Source organism: Chryseobacterium sp. T20 (genome assembly GCF_047345655.1).
Taxonomy (GTDB): domain Bacteria; phylum Bacteroidota; class Bacteroidia; order Flavobacteriales; family Weeksellaceae; genus Chryseobacterium.
Genome location: NZ_JBLFDU010000001.1, coordinates 515631 through 533403 on the forward strand (window position 1 = coordinate 515631; position 17773 = coordinate 533403).

Genomic DNA, 17773 nt, shown 5'->3' on the forward strand with positions numbered 1-17773 from the left:
TAACACACAACCAACAATATAATCAAGGATAAAAGAAATTCATTCTCAGATCCTTCTTATTAATTATCCATTTATAAAAATGTTATTTATTAGCCGTTTTAAACTTTATAAGAAGTTTCTCGTCTCTTAGAGGATGACCTTCTTTAGAAATAAAGCCTTTGTTGGTAAGCACAAACTCATACTCTTTATTCGGTTTAAGATCTACTAATATCAGCAAAGTTTTATTATTATTTTCCATCCCGGCTATTTTGGTCATCGGATTATATTCTTTTCCCTTATCAGATAAGTTGAAGGAATATTTTCCAGGAACCATTTCCTGCGAAAAAGTAATTCTGAGCTCTTTGGTATCGGCATTTACCTCTACGGAACCATTGGCTGGCTCTATTTTCACTACATACGGTAATTGATTTTGATATTCTTTAACAAGCGTACTGGCTTTTTCTTTGAAAAACTTTGATTTGTCCAGAAAGTCTTCAACCGCTTTATTATCGCTATAGTTCAGTTCAATAATATCTTTTATAGCCTGTTTTTTATCTTTGGTATTCTGGTAATACATTTTACTGATCACATACCCTACATAATATCCTAAATCCGCACCCTCTCCTTTTTGTCTTCCATTATAAAACCAGTCGGCAAGATTACCGGTAAACATTTCTTTTTTAAACCGGGCTTTAATTTCAGCTTCATGAGCCATTCCGTAGGAAATATATTTTCTTTGCGGAGATTCATTCATCACAAGTCCGGCAATCAGATCGCATGATCCTTCCTTTATAGCCTGATTTAAAACCCTATTTTGATATCCGGTCTGCTGGGTATGGATATATTCGTGAATATTCAGGGAAACGATATTATCCAGAGACTGATTGGCAAACATACCCTTCAACCATTCATCTTTAAATTCTGAAACATCAGTAGACCCAATTCCGGTGGCAAGTTCTGCACCTACCAATACCATATTTCCGCTCACAGTTCCTCCAGCGTTAAGCCCACCGATGGTAAAATACATTTCAGCATCTTTAAGTTCAGGATACAATTGCTTCAGCCTGACAACACCGGCTTCCAACTCTTTGGTTTTGGTTTTTATTGTTAAGGTATTCGGCCTTACTGAATTCCAGAATTTAGGATATTTTTCTATGACTTTTACATACACACTATCGTTATAATCTCTGGCATTCATAAAAGCTTTTAAGCCTTTTGTTGCTTTATCAGTATATAATCTTTTGATCAAATCCAGCTTTCCGGAGTAATCATTTGTTTTTTGAATGCTGTCATAAGCTACCCAAAAGTTATCAATATCTGAAGTAAAAATCCTGGTTGATTTCTGTGAAAAAGCAGTGGCAAATACAAGTGAAAAAATAATTGTAGTAAAACGTTTCATGGTTATTTTTAATACGACAATTATACATACAATTATTGTATTTCACAACCATCTTTTACCGTATAAACACTATAAATTTTAAAAGAACAGCAGGCAATATCATATTATAATAACTCAAAAAAAAGCAAAGCCAAAACAGGTGCTTTATTATTTATTTATATTAATTCCAAATAATTTTAATTCTTTCCATTTTATTGTCGCAAATATTTAATACTTTAGCTTAATAATTTGAACAAATGGGAATAATCCTTAAACCAATTGATATTGTAGATGACATTTCACAAGAAGATTTCCGTGAAAAATATCTAAAGCCATGTAAGCCAGTGGTAATCAGAAATATGGCAAGAAAGTGGCCCGCCTATCAAAAATGGACGATGGATTACATGAAGGAAGTAGTAGGCGACGTTGAAGTTCCCCTTTATGACAGTTCCAAAGCAGATCCTGCCGCTCCTATCAATACTCCGACTACGAAAATGCCTTTTCGTGATTATGTGGACCTTATTCAGAGAGAGCCTACAGATCTGAGAATTTTCTTCTTTGATCCTATAAAATTTGCACCCAAACTGTTGGACGACTATGTTCCGCCAAAGAATCTTATGGGTGGATTTTTAGATAAATATCCAAGTATGTTTTTCGGAGGTAAAGGTTCTGTGACTTTCCTTCATTATGATATCGACATGCCGCATATTTTCCATACTCACTTCAATGGAAGAAAACATGTCCTTCTGTTTGAATACAAATGGAAAACACGTTTGTATAAGCTTCCTTATGCCACCTATGCACTGGAAGATTATGATATTGCCAATCCTGATTTTGAAAAATTTCCGGCTTTGGATGGTATTGAAGGAATTGAGTGCTTCCTGGAACACGGAGATACATTATTCATGCCTACAGGTTGGTGGCACTGGATGAAATATCTGGATGGATCTTTCTCTATTTCACTGCGTGCATGGGATAAAAGCTGGGCTGTAAAAGCACATTCTCTTTGGAATCTTGCTGTACAGCGTAATTTTGATAATTTCATGAAAGGCCGATACAAAAAAAGGTATATGGACTGGAAAGAAAGAAAAGCTGTAGAAAGAGCTCATATTGCTTTGAAAAAAGGGCTTCCAAAAAAGTAATAAAGCTTTTTTAAATAATTAATGAGTGGATGATTTAACCTGAATCATCCACTTTTTTATTATCTTTTAAGATGCAATTCAAAAATTAGTTAAATTGCAAAACGTTCCCTTAATACAAATACACATCTATGTTTGAAAAATTGATCGATAGCTTTGAGAAGCTATGTCTACAAATTATTATTGAAATATTGTTGGTTCCGGTAACCATCTTCAAGCTATTTCAGGACCCCCACCGCTGCTATGACCTGTCTGCTCACGAGATGGAAAAAGAAGAGGCTGAACGTTTTCACGACTACCTCTCTCCTATCAAATTGTCTGTTTATACCTCTGTGATTGTCTCTGTGGTTTTAATGGATTATGGCGGTGAGCACAATATTATTTCAAAAATAAAGGGGCTAAGTATGGTAGAAAAAGCGTTGTTTATATTTTTGATGAATAATATTACCGCGGTAGCATTCAGTGTTGCTTTATTATGGTACAAAAAAGAGAAAATCAATACAGTAACCTTCCGGACGTTATTATTTTCTTTTATTTATACCACTGTGTATACCTCTACTCCTTTTTTTATATTAATCAGTTCGGCAATGTTTCTTGGGCAAACTATGAATGTAGATGCTTATATACAAAATCTGAGCAAGATAAATAACTATGGTACAAGAGAATACCTGTTCTTTTTGGTCTTTCTGGTTTTTATTATCATTGGAATTATCGGAATTTTCAAGCTTTTCAAAGCGTTGCATTATATTCTGAAAAATAACTTCAGCTATCATCCTTATATTGTATGGTTTTTTACTGTACTTTTCTTTGTTATTCAGCTATATTATACAAAAGGATTTATTTAAAAACCAACACCTACCAGTCTGTTCATATTTTATTTAAATTTGTAAAAATTTTACATCATGCCCAAACCTCGCGAAAGAATAATAAGCACTGCCATGGTTCTCTTCCATAGACAAGGTTATAACAATACGGGCATCAATCAAATTATTGATGAAGCTGATGTATCCAAAGCAAGTTTTTACCAGCATTTCAAATCTAAAGATGATCTTTGTATTGAATTTCTCAATAAAAGGTATGATTACTGGGTGTCTGAACTTGAAAAATTCACATCCGAGGCAGAAACATTGCAGGAAAAGTTTCAGAAATCCTTTGATTTTCTGATTTACATGAATAAAAGAGAAGATTTCAGGGGATGCAGCTTTCTGAATATTCTGTCGGAAATTCCTGCTGATAAAGAAGAAATTCACAAGGTAATCCGTAATCATAAAAATAAATTGAGAGCATGTTTCAATGAAGACATTCAAAACGATATGATTTCAGCACACATCTATCTTCTTTTTGAAAGCTCTATACTCACCAGCCAGCTTTACAGATCGAATGAACTGATAGAAAAATCTAAAATAATCGTACAGGATATATTAAGCACTTCACATTAATCCAGATCAAGTATGCACGTTCCCGATATTCATTCTTTTCTAAAAGCTGATCTTCATTTATTAAAAGAGGTTACTTATCCTGCTAAAACAATCCTGCTTGAGGAAGGAAAAATTTCGGATAAGATGTTTCTGGTAAAAAACGGAGCTTTAAGGGTATTTTTCTATCAGGACGGAAAAGAACTTACCTTGGATTTTATAACAGAAAATCAGGCTGTCTCATCTTTTGACAGTTTCCTTAATAGTATTCCTTCTGATTTTGTTATTGAAACACTGGAACCTGCTACAGTCTATGAACTTCATGCTGACCCATTTCACAAACTCATGAAAGATCAGGAATTTCAGCATACTTTTCATCCGCTTTTTTACAAACGTTTCAGTGAAATCAATAAACGGCTGATCTCTTTTATCAGAGACTCTCCTCAGGAAAGGTATCAACAGCTTCTCAAAAACAGACCCGAGCTTCTTCTGCGCTTTCCACAGCATTATATTGCTTCTTATCTTGGGATTACAAGTGTTTCATTAAGCAGAATACGCAACCGTAGGTAATTTCTTTACAATTGTTATCGTTCAGTCATGAGTCTGTAAGGTAATTTTGTTTCAAAATAATAAAGTTATGAAACATTTTATCCAACAGGTATTCCAGGAAGTATTAGAAAATCCGGTATTTGACGAAGTATTAATCGAAAAATATTTTTCAAAACAATACATTCAGTTTGTAGATCATGCTCAACTGAATTACGAGGAATTTGTTCTTCACATCAAAAAGCTCAAAGAAAAAATAGCTGAGCAAAAGATGGAAATCATCACGTATGCTGAAAACGGGAATATCATATTTACGAACCACATAGCGAAATCTACACTAAAAGATGGAAGTAAGGTTGTACACAAAGTATTGGCAGAATTTACCATTCAAAATCATCAGATTATACGATGTGACGAAATGACTTTACTCGTGGAAGGAGATGAAACTGAAAAAAATTTAGGATCCGAAAGGTAAACAATCACTGTGTATTTCCTTTCAACACACCGTTTCTATGTTAACAATTCTTAAGATAATCTTAATTTTCTCTTCAACTTCTTTTCCAAACAGACGTTTAATTTTGCTCTGATTTTTATCTAAAACTAAGAAAAGTGAGAAAAATTTTTACATCTGTTTTATTTTGTGCTTCTATTTTTTTCTATGCACAAACCGGTTCTTTGTCCGGAAACATCAATGACGATTCTAAAATTGCCCTGCCTGGAGCCAAAATCTCTCTAAGTCCGGGAAATATATATACTACCTCGGATGAACATGGAAACTTTGTATTTCTCAATGTTCCTCCGGGAAGTTATACCATGAAGATTGATTATATGGGTTATGGAGTTCATGAATATAATGTAACGGTAGAGCCAGAAAAAAACACCCGCCAGAATATTATTTTCGACAGGAAAGAAACATCCATTGCTGCTATTGTAGTTTCGGGAGCAACACTGAAAAATCAGGCGAGAGCTTTAAACAAGCAAAAAAACAACGCTAATATCACCAATGTGATTTCTTCCGATCAGATCGGACGTTTTCCTGATGCCAATATTGGAGATGCACTGAAGCGTGTTCCGGGAATTACGATACAGAATGATCAGGGGGAAGCCAGAAACCTTATCATCAGAGGACTTGCTCCCAATCTTAACTCCGTTACTTTGAATGGAGACCGAATTCCGTCTGCTGAAGGAGACAACCGTAATGTCCAGATGGACCTTATTCCTTCCGATATGATTTCTACCATTGAAGTTAATAAAACCCTGACTCCGGATATGGATGCCGACGCCATCGGAGGTTCTGTAAACCTTATTACCAGAGCTTCCCCGAATGGCCAAAGAATCTCTGCAACCGTTGCCGGAGGATACAACCCTATCCGTGAAAAAGGAAATTATACTGCCGGATTTGTCTATGGAAACAGGTTTTTAGATAAAAAGCTAGGCGCTGTATTCAGTTTCTCCTATAACAACAATAACTTCGGTTCTGATAATATAGAACCTGTATGGAGCCAGGCCAATGATCTTGCACAAACCGTTTATGTAAGCAAAATGGGAGTACGCTATTATAATGAACACCGTATCAGACATAGTTTTGATCTTAATATGGATTATGAATTCAATTCCAAAAACAAGATCTACGCTTCTGCGATGTACAACTTCCGGAATGATAAGGAAACCAGAATGGCATTGGGATATAAAATAAAACCTGTTTACAATGCCGATGAAACTGAGATTACAGACTGGAAAGGAAGTATCACCAGACAGAATAAAGGAGGTGATGCCAATAATGACAATACCCGTCTGGAAAAGCAGAAAGTTCAGAATTATGCCTTAAGAGGAGAACATTTATTAGGATCTAAAGTAGATCTTGACTGGTCCGTCAACTATGCCATCGCCAGTGAGGATAAGCCTCATCAGCGTTATATAGAGTTTGAAAACAGCAAGATGAACTTCTCTCCCGACCTTAGCAATCCTGAAAAGCCAATGTTCAATCTTCTGGCAGCAGATAATCTGGGCAGCTATAAACTGAGTGATCTTTCGGATGCCAATAACTTTACCCAGGAAAAAGAATTAGGTGCAAAAGTGAATGTACGTTTTCCTTTTTCCGTGATTGATGGTCAGAAAGGACGTCTTCGTACCGGTTTCCGTATGCGTTTGAAGAAAAAGGAAAGAGAGAATGATTTCTACGCTTTTACTCCGGTCAACAGTATGGGAAGTCTTTTATCTGTACCCACCATCAATCTTAATGGCGAGAACTTCCAGCCAGGAAATTATGTTCCGGGAGCTTTTGTTGATCCAGCTTTCCTGGGTGGACTGGATTTATTCAATCCAAATCTGTTTAACGGCAAGCTGAAACCTGAAAAATATCTTTCCAGCAATTACAATGCAAAGGAGCAGATTTATGCAGGTTATATCCGCTGGGATCAGGATTTCAATGATAAACTATCGATGATCGTGGGAGCCCGTATTGAAACTACCCAGATTGATTACACTGGAAACTATGTGATGAATGAAAAGGATCTGGTAGGACAAATCAATAATACCAATACCTACACCAACGTACTTCCGAATATATCTTTTAAATATGTTCCGATGCAGGATCTTGTCCTTCGTGCAGCATTTACTACGGCTCTTGCCCGCCCGAATTACTACTCACTGGTTCCTTATCTGAATGTTATTTCAGAAGATGAAATTGTTGCTGCCGGAAATCCGAATCTGAAAGCAACGTATGCCTACAATTTTGATTTCATGGCAGAGAAATACTTCAAGTCTGTCGGGATTCTTTCCGGAGGTATTTTCTATAAAAACCTGAACGATTTCATTTATACTTATTCGAAAAGAAATTATACTGCCAATGACTTTGCCAATGATTTTGCAGGACAAACCAACCCTATTCCTGCCGGGGAAAGCAATTGGAAATTTACCCAGCAGCGTAATGGTGACAATGTAGATATTTATGGTTTTGAAGTCGCTTTGCAAAGGCAGCTTGATTTCATTCCCGGAGCTTTCTGGAAGGGACTTGGAGTCTATGTGAACTATACGTACACCAAATCTAAAGCAAAAGGAATTACCAATGAAGATGGGGTGGAAAGAACGGATGTAGGACTTCCGGGAGCTGCTCCTCATATGTTCAACGGATCTCTTTCATGGGAAAATAAACGTTTTTCAGCAAGAGTTTCCATGAACTATGCTTCTCATTATATTGATGAGCTTGGCGGCAAAGCATTTGATGACCGTTATTACGACAAACAGTTCTTCCTTGATGCCAATGCTTCCTACAAGATTACCAGCCAGCTGAGAATTTTTGCGGAAGCCAATAATCTGACTAATCAACCGTTAAGATACTACCAGGGAATCCAGAGCAGAACCGCTCAGGCTGAATATTACAGACCGAGGTTTACGATGGGAGTGAAATTTGATTTTTAAAATACACATGAAAAACATACATTATCTACTGGCTCTTTCAGTTCTTCCTTTTGTGATCAACTGTACAGGGCAGAAAGAAGTTATAGAAAAATTAAAACCTACCGTTATTACAGAAACGGTGGTTCATGATACGGACGATCCTGCCATATGGATTAATCCTCAGGATGCTTCAAAAAGTATCATCATCGGAACAGATAAAGATACTGATGGCGGATTGTATGCCTTTGATCTTAACGGGAAAATTATCAATAAAGTGTTAGGATTGAAACGTCCCAACAATGTTGATCTTGAATATGGTTTTATTTTAAATGGACAAAAAACAGATATCGCAGCGGTAACTGAAAGGGAAACCAACAAAGTAAAATTATACTCGCTTCCTGAACTAAAAGAAGTGGGAGAAATCTCTGTATTTGAAGGAGAAACAGAACGTGGTCCGATGGGAGTTTCAATGTATAAAAATCCGGAAACCGGGGATATATTTGTGATTGCAGGAAGAAAATCCGGTCCGGCTGACGGCTACCTTTGGCAGTACAAGCTAACGGAGAAAAACGGATCTATTACAGGAGAAGTTGTCCGTAAATTTGGGAAATACAGCGGTTTGAAAGAGATTGAAAGCATCGCTGTAGATGACGAAATGGGCTATATCTATTATTCTGATGAGCAGTTTGGGGTTCATAAATATTATGCTGATCCTGGAAAAGGCAATGAAGAGTTATCGGTATTCGGGAAAGGAGATTTTAAATCTGATGTGGAAGGAATTTCGATCTATCCTACTGCTAAAGGGAAAGGATATATTCTGGTTTCCAATCAGCAGAATGATACTTTCAATGTCTATTTAAGAGAAGACCAATCAAAAGGAAGAATAGCAGAAATTCCGGTTTCTACACTGGAAAGTGATGGATCTGAAGTGACAAACGTTAACTTAGGTCCGAAATTCCCTAAAGGCGTTTTTGTTGCCATGAGTAATGGTAGGATATTCCACTTTTACGACTGGAGAATGGTTGAAAAAGCTATAAAATCTGCAATGAAAGCGGATAATAAAAAATAATCTTTAACCATTAAGGTTGATAAGGTTTTAAGAGTATTAAGTTGAGTGACATTAATGAGATTGCTTCACCTTTGGTTCGCAATGACAGGTTGCTCATCTTAATACTCTTCATTTTTTCATTCTTCTTAATGGTTTATGATCTTAAAGTTTTTCAACGCAAAGGTTATTTTAAATGATCTAATATTTTAAGGGTGCAAAGAAAGAGTCGATTTTCAATCGACTGATGAAGCAAAAGTTTTATTCTTAAGCGTCGTAAGCAGCTCTGCAGCTTTATTTTGCGTTTTTAACACTACTTTTCTATTCCACATGTTTTCTCAGAAACTCCGCGGTATATGATATTTTATTTTTCAATAGCTCCGGTGGAGTTCCTTCAAACAATACTTTACCACCAAGTTTCCCTGCACCAGGCCCCATATCAATAATCCAGTCTGCTTTCGAAATAATATCAAGATTGTGTTCTATAACAATCAATGTATTATTCTGGTCTACAAGCCCATTAAAAAACGTAAGCAACTTTTGGGTATCACTTGGATGCAGCCCGGTACTCGGTTCATCAAGAATAATGATCTGATTGGTATTTTTCAGTTCTCTTGTTAGTTTCAGACGTTGTCTTTCACCTCCGGAAAAGCTATCCAGCCTTTGTCCTAATGTCAGATAATCAAGACCTAATTGTATCAGCAGATCAAAATTTTTGAGAACAAATTCTTCCTTAAAAAAATCAGTGGCCTCAGAAACCGTCATATTCATCACTTCCACAATTGTTTTCCCGTTATAGGTATATTGCAATACATCCGGATCAAATCCAGATCCTCCACAAACTTCACAAGGCTGTTCAATATCATCCATAAAAGCAAGGTCAATTTTTTCTATTCCCAATCCTTTACAATTTTTGCAGCCTCCTTCACTATTCCTGCTGAAGAGTTTATCTGAAACATGATTGGATTGTGCAAAAAGCTTACGCACAATATCTGATATTCCGAGATAAGTAAGCAAATTGGAACGGGCGCTTACAGCAAACAGAGATTGGTCAATAATGGTCACCTCCGGGTAAATTTCTGGCAGAATTCGATTAATCAGAGTACTTTTCCCAGATCCTGCAACTCCCGTTACTACTGTCATTACGCCGGTTGGGATATTTACAGTCACGTTTTTAAGATTATACCTGTTGGCATTTTTAATTTCAAGATAACCGTCTGGCTTTCTGAATTTTTGTTTTACAGATGGTTTTACAGCAAAATAAGAACCTGTCTTACCTGCCGAGTTTTTTAGATTTTTAAATGTTCCGTTATACACCACTTCTCCTCCATTTCTTCCTGAACCTGGGCCTATATCAATCACCCGATCCGCCATTTTGATCAGATCCGGATCATGCTCTACGATTAAAACAGAGTTTCCTTTATCTCGGATCTGCTGTATAATGGTGGCAATATTTTGCAGATCCTTTGGATGAAGCCCAATACTAGGTTCATCAAAAATATACAAAAGGTCTATCAGGCTGTTTCCCAGACTCCGAACCATTTTTATACGCTGAGATTCTCCTCCGGAAAGCGTATTGGTGCTTCTCTCCAGAGTCAGATACTGCAATCCAATCGTGATGATATTCTGCAGCTTTACGGAAAGCTCTTTGATGACGACTTCATATGCTTTTGAATCTAGTGAGGTAATAAACTCAAGCAGTTCATCCACTGAAAGGGCCATACAATCTGCAATACTTTTACCTTCGATTTTACATGACAGTATTTTTTCATTCAATCGTTTTCCGTTGCATAACGGACATGCTTTGGTAATAACAACATGGTTCAGGGCGTCTTTTCTTGTAATGTTTTCTTTTGAATCTTTTTTCAGAAATGCTTTTTCAATCCTTGGAACAATTCCTTCATATTTTACCGTTTTTCCCCATTCTTTATCAGGATGTTTCGGTTTGTGTTCCTGTGCATACAGCAGGATTTCCCATTCTTTATCGGTGAAATCCTTTAATTTTTTATCGTTATCGAAATAACCGGACAAAGTATATCTTGTTAAACGCCATCCTCCAGGCTGAAAAGTCGGGAAACGGACTGCGCCTTCGTGTAAAGATTTTTCACGATCAATTAAAGCATTGACATTCAATGTCTGAACAAAACCTAATCCTTCACATTCAGGGCACATTCCCTGGGGATGATTGAATGAAAATACATTGGAATATCCTACAAAGGGCTCTCCCATTCTCGAAAACAGCAGCCTCAGCGAGGCAGACACATCTGCTGCTGTTCCCACAGTAGATCTGGCATTTCCACCCAACCGTTTTTGATTGATAATAATGGGAACATTCAAATTTTCAATTTTATCTACATCAGGCACCCCATAATGCTGCAGGCGGTTTCTGATAAAACTGTTCTGGGTTTCATTAATCTGTCTTTGTGCTTCAGCCCCAATGGTTTCAAAAACCAAAGATGATTTTCCGGATCCTGACACTCCTGTAAAAACCACAATCCTGTACTTTGGAATTTTTATGGAAATATTTTTGAGATTATTCTGCCGGGCATTAGTAATTTCTATATTTTCCATGATAAAAATGTTTAACTTTGTTAATAATTAACTAAGTTAAGTATAATTCTCATGAAACCCATTGAAAAAGAATTTTTTAACACATTTACTGATTTCCAATGTCTTATTCTGGCTCATATGAATCGGGGCGACATTAACGGAGTAACTGCTGCTCATTATAATATTATTGAATTTATTATGAGGAAAGGAACAGCAACAGGAAGGGAAATATCATTGGCTTTCAACATTAGCCAGGCAGCCATTTCAAAACAGCTGAAGTTTCTGATCGGTCAGGATTTGATTGTCCGGGAACAGGAGAAAGCAGACCACAGGAAATTCAATCTTTCAGTAACGGATAAAGGAAGGTTTATTGTAGATAATTCTGAAACGTTCCGTAAGGCTATCACTCATCAGACGGCTTCTATACTTACCTCTGAAGAATTAAAAAACTTTAATTATCTGCTGGACAAAGTACTGAATCATCTGAAACTTTAATACCAAGAGTTACTTATAGGTTCCGAATACCCTGTCCCAGATAGAAGTATAAAATCCAAAGTTTTTGCTTTCATCCAAATGGTGTTGGTTGTGAAATCTGGTTGTTCCTACAAAGAAGCGGTCAAAAGAAGCTGGAAAAAACTCTCTGTTCAGATGCCCTATGGTTCCCCAGATAAGATTAAGTAAAAGATAAACTGAAATGGAAATTACAGAAAAATCATAGCCTATAAGTAAAACCAGCATCATCAGTCCGAATCCTATGGTTTCAAAAGGATGCAGAACAAAAAGACTCAAAAAATTGGTACTGATATGTTCATGATGTTTTCCATGCAAAACTTTATAGATAAAAGGTAAATGGGCTGCACAATGAAATAAATACATCAGAAAATCCATTAAGAGAAGTAAAACAGCTATTTCTGATATTATTCCAATTACAGATTCTGTTTGTCCCAGCACTATCCATCCGTTTTTCCATAAAAAAGCTCCCAGAAGCATTACAAAGCTGTTACATACTATGGTAAGCAGACTAAGATAAAAGTCAGATCGGGTAACAGGATGATTTTTTTCCTGCAACTGACTTTTACGGCAAGTCTTTTCGATAAAAATATACAACCCTATAGAAAACAGATATAGGAAGATATTAGCAATCAGACTGAATATAATCCATTGTGGCCAGGAAAACTGCCAAAATATCTGTAAATAACCGGAAAGTTCTGTTTGATTAAAATTCATAAGCCCTTCATCCTTCAGCTTGATGTCATAAAGGTATGAATTTCAAAGTAAAATTAATCGATAAAGTATATTCCATACCTTATTTCTGTCTTGCTTTTCTTCTCAGTTCCCGCAGTCTTGATGTCAGTTTCTTTCTCAGATCATTATGATATTCGCGGTAGTTTTTGATGCTGTTTTCCAGATTCTTTTTATTCATCAAATACTCTTCATACAGATTCCTCAGTTCTGAAATCTGGGTAACCACATCCGAAGGCTGGCTTTCAGGATCTTCTGCAGCTTCTATCAGCAGACGGTAATATTCGATACGGCTGGTCAGGTTCATGTGAAGTTTTGGTTCTATTCCCTGCATGATTTTATCATTTTAGTTATTTTGTGAATTGGTGAAGGATAAAGATATTTTTTATATTATTTTTTGTTTTTGGATTCAGCTTACTTCTCCATCATAACCGGAGGCACGTCACTCTGAAATAAAATTTTGATATTTCCATTCTTTTCGTAAGCTGCCGATTTGAAATATCCTCCGTTAAGAGCAGAAGAAATAAGCGTTTCGTTAGGATCTCCCAAAGGTAATAATGGAAGTCCTGCAAATTCATTGACAATCACCTGTGGTGAAATTCCATTGCTGTATTCTCCGCCTCCGTTGGCATTAAATACTTTATAGATCACCGGATGAATCTGCCAGGAAATTTTTCTCGGTTTACGCTTGTCTTCCACGACAAATCCAGCCATATCTTTCCCCAGCGTAGTATCTCCCAGCTGAACGACCTGCATATAAGGTTTCAGGTTATTCACCACAATTTCGGCAGCAGAAGCTGTACTGTTGGATGTGAGGATAAAAACTTTCTGCAATCCCAAAGCATTCGCACGCAAAGTTGTAAAGTCCAAAGCTTTGGGATCGTAAGCAATCTGTTGGGCAAATGTTCTTTTTACTTCACCTCCGTTTTTATTTCCTTTAAAAATGATGAACGGTGAACCGGATGATAATCCTGAAGGAATCAGGGAACAAAGTGCTGCGGCAGATGATACCGAACCTCCATAATTATATCGAAGATCCAGAATTAATTCCTTCACTCCGGCGGCTTTCAATTCCCCAAACTTTTGATATAGCGTTTGAGTCATTCCGTCAGGGAAATCATAGATGTACAGATAACCTACTTTTTTACCATTTTTTTCAAAAACTTTGAATAAAACAGGCTGTTCAAAAGAGAAGCCATAGTACACGGTGATGTTTTTTTCATCCGTAACACCTCCGTTTTGCCACTTTCCAACGGTAAGTTCTACAACCGTCTGGTCTTTAATGGATGAAGCCATTGCTTCGGCATTCGCAGCAGTCATTACTTTTCCATTCACTTTGGTAATGATCATTCCTCTTTCCAGCCCTGCATTGAATGCCGGAGAATTTTGGAGCACCAGCTTAACTACCGCAACAACCTCATTATTGGCAAGCTGAACAACGGTATAATCAAAACCGTACATATTCCTTATTGAACGTGGATACGAAGAGGAATCTTCCGTATTCACCATGAAAGAAAACCGATCTTTGGAAGACAATAGGCTTTTGAAAAAATCTTTTACAGGAAGCTGATAATCCGGCTTTGCAGGCATCTCATCTGCCCAATAATAATACCGTTTCATACTGTCCTGAACCCATAGATTCACAGATTCTGTACTTCCCTCTGGAAAAACGGGTGCGCTTTCGTCATTATTATTGGTACACGAAATGAGAAAGACTACGATGGCAATATATTGAAGTTTTAAAAAGTTTTTCATATACAATTACAGATATTCTGCTACGTCAATATCTCCTTTTACCACCCATTCTCCATTTTCCATTTTTTCCTGAAGTACAATCATATTGGCGCCCGTGTGTTGTTTTAATTTCACCTGAATCATTTTAGATCCTGCGTAAGGCTCTGTAGTTCCCGGTTTGTATAATTCAAGATATATGGGAGCTGTCGAGCTGAAGAAGCTATAGATTTTCACTGCAGTAAAGTTGTCTTTTCCTATATTATCAAACTCGGCAAGCACTACTCCGTTTTCTCTTTTCAAAATGCCCTTTACATCTTTCAGAGAAGTTCCGGAAAATTCTCCCAGGTTAGGAAAAATAAACTCAAAACCTACTTTCCCGAGATTCACCTGAGGTTTTACCGCATAAGTCTGCAGGTAAATTCCCGGAAGATTAAAGAAATAGAGGTCTTTATAATCATTTATATTGTCATAGGTAATATTGTATTTTGCAATTTCGGTGCCTGTTTCATTGTTGTAGACAGACAGTTTATTGGTTTCTCCCTGATCCAGAACAAACTGAAGCTGGGTTTCAATTTTATTGGTGTAGGAGGTTTGCCCTGCAATGGATACAGGCTGTCCGTTCAACCTCAGCTGAAGGACATCAGGTTTGGAAAATCCTTTGATATTAACCTCTCCGGGTTTCTGTATTTTATCATACAGCTCCATCGTATTGCTGTCTGTACATGAAAAAAGTGCAGTGAAAAACAGTAGTAGTGCAAAGATTTTATTCATCTTTTTCAATTATTTCTTGTAAAACTTTAAAAATATTGCCCAGCCCATGAGCCGGGCAATATATAATTATAAAAAAACTAGTTGGATATATTCTGGATACTCTTCTTTCAAAGACTATCCATTATTTTATATAAAATTTCATGGTGTTTCTAAAAATCAGATTCTAAAGGGGCAGAATGATTATTTTTTAATAAACTTCAGTCTTTCCGTAGTTTTTCCATCCGTAATTTCAACGATATACGCTCCTGATACAATACCGGCCATATTAATCGCTTTAGCATATGGAGTGGTCAATACTTTTTGTCCTGCTGCATTGTAAATATTGACTACAGTTGTATTTTCTTTCAATGCCGGGTTAAGCTTCAGCTGTAAAGATTCTCTTACCGGATTTTCTGCTATTTGTGTAAGTGTTTTGTTTCCTTTTACATCCTTAGTTCCCAAAAATGAAGTAGCATAAATTCCTATTTCATCAATATTGATGTTCTGGACATTATTTCCGCTTGTTTTTCTGTTTGACCACATTCCGATATAGATCTTTTTTCCTGCAAAAGCAGAAAGATCAACAAGAGATTCTACAAACTGGGTAAGATCTGCCGGAAAAGGATTGGCTGAGTCACCTACCTGTATTTTATACATACTCTGAACATCATTTCCATCTGTATCTACTGTCATCGCCTGGAAGTCCGACAATGTAGGAACCTCTTTCTGCGGTGTGCTTACATAGATAAAAAGTTCTCTGGCAACAATCGTATGAGTAGACCTCTGTCTCCCGATATAAGCGGCCAGCGTAACAGTTCCTGCAGTATTGGTAAGATCAATCTGAGGAGAAATAATCCAGTCATTTTCTGTAGCAAATCCTGTAGCATTTCCGGTTGGAACCAAATTGATAGAGTGACGGAGAACTCCGGTGCTTCCATAAGTTAAGTTAGTTCCGTTGTGATAAATGTTCTCCCCCTGCACCCATCCGTTGCCATTGTTGTTCAGGTCATGAAAGGTCCATCCCTGAAGATCGGCAGGAGCGTCAAAAGAATTTCCCCATACCAGAGACTGTGCTGCAGCCAGGTGAGATAAAAACAGAACAGATGATAAAATTATTTTTTTCATAATGCTGATTATTAATGTTTTTGAAGTAAAAGCAAGGAAGCAGCATGTGCTGTTCCCTGCTTTTTAAAAGTTTTTATTATTCTACAATAGAGAAATTGTATTTTGTCCAAAGTCCCTGGAAGTTTCCACAGTTTCTTGGAGATACATTCCAACCACCTTCGTTGAAGAAAGGCTGGCTCATACCCCATAGAGATGCAGGAGTTCCAGTTAACAGATTAGCTGCAGGGATTCCTGCTGTTCCTGTACCTGTAACAGAAGTAGTAAATCCGTGAACCTGGATTGTGCTGTAAGCTGAAGCTGAAGAAAGTTCAGAACCTGTACCTTCTACTTTGATTCCTACAGGATATCCTGTAACGACAGCGTTATTTAATGTTAATCTTCCGTGTCTTCTGATGTGGATACCGTTTTCATATAAAGCACCTTTAGTAGAGTTCTTAGAACCAACGATAGTAAGGTTGTTGATTACGGGGTGAGTTAACAATGTTGTAGAAGAACCGTCTGCGTTGTTATCAAGCTCGATACCGTTAGAGTCAGGGCTTGATCCGCTAAGACTGTGTGTAGAGTTGTAATCTGCCAAAGCTAATGCACAAGTGATTGTTCCTGTATATCCGTTATCGAAGTCGAAGTTATCATCATCTGCAGCAAAAGAAACAAGGTTTGAAGCGTTTACAGTACCACCGAAGAATTCAAAAGAGTCATCTTTCCCGAAAGATACCTGAATATGATCCAAAGTAGTTCCGTTTCCAACACCTCCTAAAGTAAGACCGTTGATTTCGTTTCCTGAGTTTGGCGCTAAAAGATCGTATCCTGCAAACTCAATACGTACATACTTCAATGTTCCTCCGTTATGAGAAGCATTGGTACCTCCGTAATAGAAATCAGGACCAGATAATCCTTCAATTGTTTTTGTGAAAGGGGTGTTGGTAGGAGCATCTCCTAAGATGATAACTCCACCGAAGTCACCAGGAGCAGCAGTTGTATCTTCGTTTCCATCTAACAATTTGTAGCTTGTGAAAATGATAGGTTGAGTTTCTGTACCTGCTGCGTTGATTTTTCCTGTTTTAGAAATTACCAAAACTCCTGTAGCTGTATTGTTTGTGCTTGGCTTAGCTTTAATGAATGTACCCGGCTGGATTGTTAATGTAGCACCATTTTTTACAGTTACCACTCCATTAAGCTCAACCACCCCACTCCATGTAGTATTTGAAGTAATATCACCGCTTACGCTGGTTACCGGAAGCGCAGAAGCTGTAAGGTACTCAGCAGAAGTAGATTTCATTTCGAATGGAGAAGATGAATCTGCCAGTTGATCGTTTTGACAAGCTGTAAGAGATAATGCTGCCACTGCAATTAGAGTTAGTCTTTTCATTGTTATAATTTTTAGTACAATCCGGCTGTGTTATTTTTATACCAGATCAGTTTTTTAATATTCAGGAATATCTTCCTCTCTATTCCTTCGATTTGTTTTTTG

General features: G+C 37.1%; 16 protein-coding genes. 8 read left to right on the forward strand and 8 right to left on the reverse strand.

The window, feature by feature from the left end; all coding sequences use genetic code 11:
• Window positions 1-82 precede the first annotated feature (82 nt).
• Window positions 83-1378 carry an Ig-like domain-containing protein gene (locus ACMA47_RS02325; protein ID WP_413928504.1) on the reverse strand — a complete coding sequence of 432 codons (1296 nt, stop codon included), beginning with the start codon at window positions 1376-1378 and terminating at the stop codon, window positions 83-85.
• A 236-nt stretch (window positions 1379-1614) separates the two neighbouring features.
• Here ACMA47_RS02325 and ACMA47_RS02330 point away from each other — a divergent pair, with 236 nt between their 5' ends.
• From ACMA47_RS02330 to ACMA47_RS02360, 7 genes are all read left to right on the forward strand, one after another.
• Window positions 1615-2499 (forward strand): cupin-like domain-containing protein, encoded by an 885-nt coding sequence (locus tag ACMA47_RS02330; RefSeq protein ID WP_079241341.1) that lies wholly within the window; start codon window positions 1615-1617, stop codon window positions 2497-2499.
• Between the two features lie 128 nt (window positions 2500-2627).
• A complete protein-coding gene (locus ACMA47_RS02335; RefSeq protein WP_413928505.1) occupies window positions 2628-3341 on the forward strand; it encodes a hypothetical protein in 714 nt (237 codons plus the stop codon).
• Between the two features lie 57 nt (window positions 3342-3398).
• Window positions 3399-3935, forward strand: a complete 537-nt coding sequence (locus ACMA47_RS02340; protein WP_413928506.1) for a TetR/AcrR family transcriptional regulator — start codon at window positions 3399-3401, stop codon at window positions 3933-3935.
• Window positions 3936-3947: 12 nt separating this feature from the next.
• On the forward strand, window positions 3948-4481 hold the full coding sequence (locus tag ACMA47_RS02345) for a Crp/Fnr family transcriptional regulator (RefSeq protein WP_413928507.1): 534 nt from the start codon (window positions 3948-3950) through the stop codon (window positions 4479-4481).
• A gap of 67 nt (window positions 4482-4548) precedes the next feature.
• Window positions 4549-4932, forward strand: a complete 384-nt coding sequence (locus ACMA47_RS02350; RefSeq protein ID WP_413928508.1) for a hypothetical protein — start codon at window positions 4549-4551, stop codon at window positions 4930-4932.
• A gap of 134 nt (window positions 4933-5066) precedes the next feature.
• The gene (locus tag ACMA47_RS02355; RefSeq protein WP_413928509.1) at window positions 5067-7877 is read left to right on the forward strand and encodes a TonB-dependent receptor; all 2811 of its coding nucleotides are present in this window, start codon (window positions 5067-5069) and stop codon (window positions 7875-7877) included.
• A 7-nt stretch (window positions 7878-7884) separates the two neighbouring features.
• The gene (locus tag ACMA47_RS02360; RefSeq protein WP_413928510.1) at window positions 7885-8925 is read left to right on the forward strand and encodes a phytase; all 1041 of its coding nucleotides are present in this window, start codon (window positions 7885-7887) and stop codon (window positions 8923-8925) included.
• A 297-nt stretch (window positions 8926-9222) separates the two neighbouring features.
• On the opposite strand, the gene ACMA47_RS02365 is transcribed toward ACMA47_RS02360, so the two are convergent.
• The gene (locus ACMA47_RS02365) at window positions 9223-11472 is read right to left on the reverse strand and encodes an ATP-binding cassette domain-containing protein (protein ID WP_413928511.1); all 2250 of its coding nucleotides are present in this window, start codon (window positions 11470-11472) and stop codon (window positions 9223-9225) included.
• Between the two features lie 51 nt (window positions 11473-11523).
• On the opposite strand from ACMA47_RS02365, the gene ACMA47_RS02370 reads away from it, so the two are divergent.
• The gene (locus ACMA47_RS02370; RefSeq protein WP_413928512.1) at window positions 11524-11946 is read left to right on the forward strand and encodes a MarR family winged helix-turn-helix transcriptional regulator; all 423 of its coding nucleotides are present in this window, start codon (window positions 11524-11526) and stop codon (window positions 11944-11946) included.
• 9 nt (window positions 11947-11955) lie between these two features.
• On the opposite strand, the gene ACMA47_RS02375 is transcribed toward ACMA47_RS02370, so the two are convergent.
• The 6 genes from ACMA47_RS02375 to ACMA47_RS02400 form a co-directional block, all read right to left on the reverse strand.
• A complete protein-coding gene (locus tag ACMA47_RS02375) occupies window positions 11956-12678 on the reverse strand; it encodes a sterol desaturase family protein (protein WP_413928513.1) in 723 nt (240 codons plus the stop codon).
• Window positions 12679-12757: 79 nt separating this feature from the next.
• Window positions 12758-13027 (reverse strand): hypothetical protein, encoded by a 270-nt coding sequence (locus ACMA47_RS02380; protein WP_413928514.1) that lies wholly within the window; start codon window positions 13025-13027, stop codon window positions 12758-12760.
• 80 nt (window positions 13028-13107) lie between these two features.
• The gene (locus ACMA47_RS02385) at window positions 13108-14448 is read right to left on the reverse strand and encodes a S41 family peptidase (protein ID WP_413928515.1); all 1341 of its coding nucleotides are present in this window, start codon (window positions 14446-14448) and stop codon (window positions 13108-13110) included.
• A gap of 6 nt (window positions 14449-14454) precedes the next feature.
• Window positions 14455-15198, reverse strand: coding sequence for a hypothetical protein (locus ACMA47_RS02390; protein ID WP_413928516.1), 744 nt, complete (start codon window positions 15196-15198; stop codon window positions 14455-14457).
• 180 nt (window positions 15199-15378) lie between these two features.
• A complete protein-coding gene (locus ACMA47_RS02395; protein WP_413928517.1) occupies window positions 15379-16302 on the reverse strand; it encodes a T9SS type A sorting domain-containing protein in 924 nt (307 codons plus the stop codon).
• A 76-nt stretch (window positions 16303-16378) separates the two neighbouring features.
• Complete coding sequence (locus ACMA47_RS02400) at window positions 16379-17671, reverse strand: hypothetical protein (RefSeq protein WP_413928518.1); 1293 nt, start codon at window positions 17669-17671, stop codon at window positions 16379-16381.
• Between the last annotated feature and the right edge of the window lie 102 nt (window positions 17672-17773).

Coding starts and splice junctions, on each gene's coding strand:
- ACMA47_RS02365 (WP_413928511.1), bottom strand. CDS start 11,472: ATGGAAAATATAGAAATTACTAATGCCCGGCAGAATAATCTCAAAAAT.
- ACMA47_RS02385 (WP_413928515.1), bottom strand. CDS start 14,448: ATGAAAAACTTTTTAAAACTTCAATATATTGCCATCGTAGTCTTTCTC.
- ACMA47_RS02340 (WP_413928506.1), top strand. CDS start 3,399: ATGCCCAAACCTCGCGAAAGAATAATAAGCACTGCCATGGTTCTCTTC.
- ACMA47_RS02345 (WP_413928507.1), top strand. CDS start 3,948: ATGCACGTTCCCGATATTCATTCTTTTCTAAAAGCTGATCTTCATTTA.
- ACMA47_RS02370 (WP_413928512.1), top strand. CDS start 11,524: ATGAAACCCATTGAAAAAGAATTTTTTAACACATTTACTGATTTCCAA.
- ACMA47_RS02390 (WP_413928516.1), bottom strand. CDS start 15,198: ATGAATAAAATCTTTGCACTACTACTGTTTTTCACTGCACTTTTTTCA.
- ACMA47_RS02330 (WP_079241341.1), top strand. CDS start 1,615: ATGGGAATAATCCTTAAACCAATTGATATTGTAGATGACATTTCACAA.
- ACMA47_RS02400 (WP_413928518.1), bottom strand. CDS start 17,671: ATGAAAAGACTAACTCTAATTGCAGTGGCAGCATTATCTCTTACAGCT.
- ACMA47_RS02335 (WP_413928505.1), top strand. CDS start 2,628: ATGTTTGAAAAATTGATCGATAGCTTTGAGAAGCTATGTCTACAAATT.
- ACMA47_RS02360 (WP_413928510.1), top strand. CDS start 7,885: ATGAAAAACATACATTATCTACTGGCTCTTTCAGTTCTTCCTTTTGTG.
- ACMA47_RS02375 (WP_413928513.1), bottom strand. CDS start 12,678: ATGAATTTTAATCAAACAGAACTTTCCGGTTATTTACAGATATTTTGG.
- ACMA47_RS02395 (WP_413928517.1), bottom strand. CDS start 16,302: ATGAAAAAAATAATTTTATCATCTGTTCTGTTTTTATCTCACCTGGCT.
- ACMA47_RS02350 (WP_413928508.1), top strand. CDS start 4,549: ATGAAACATTTTATCCAACAGGTATTCCAGGAAGTATTAGAAAATCCG.
- ACMA47_RS02325 (WP_413928504.1), bottom strand. CDS start 1,378: ATGAAACGTTTTACTACAATTATTTTTTCACTTGTATTTGCCACTGCT.
- ACMA47_RS02380 (WP_413928514.1), bottom strand. CDS start 13,027: ATGCAGGGAATAGAACCAAAACTTCACATGAACCTGACCAGCCGTATC.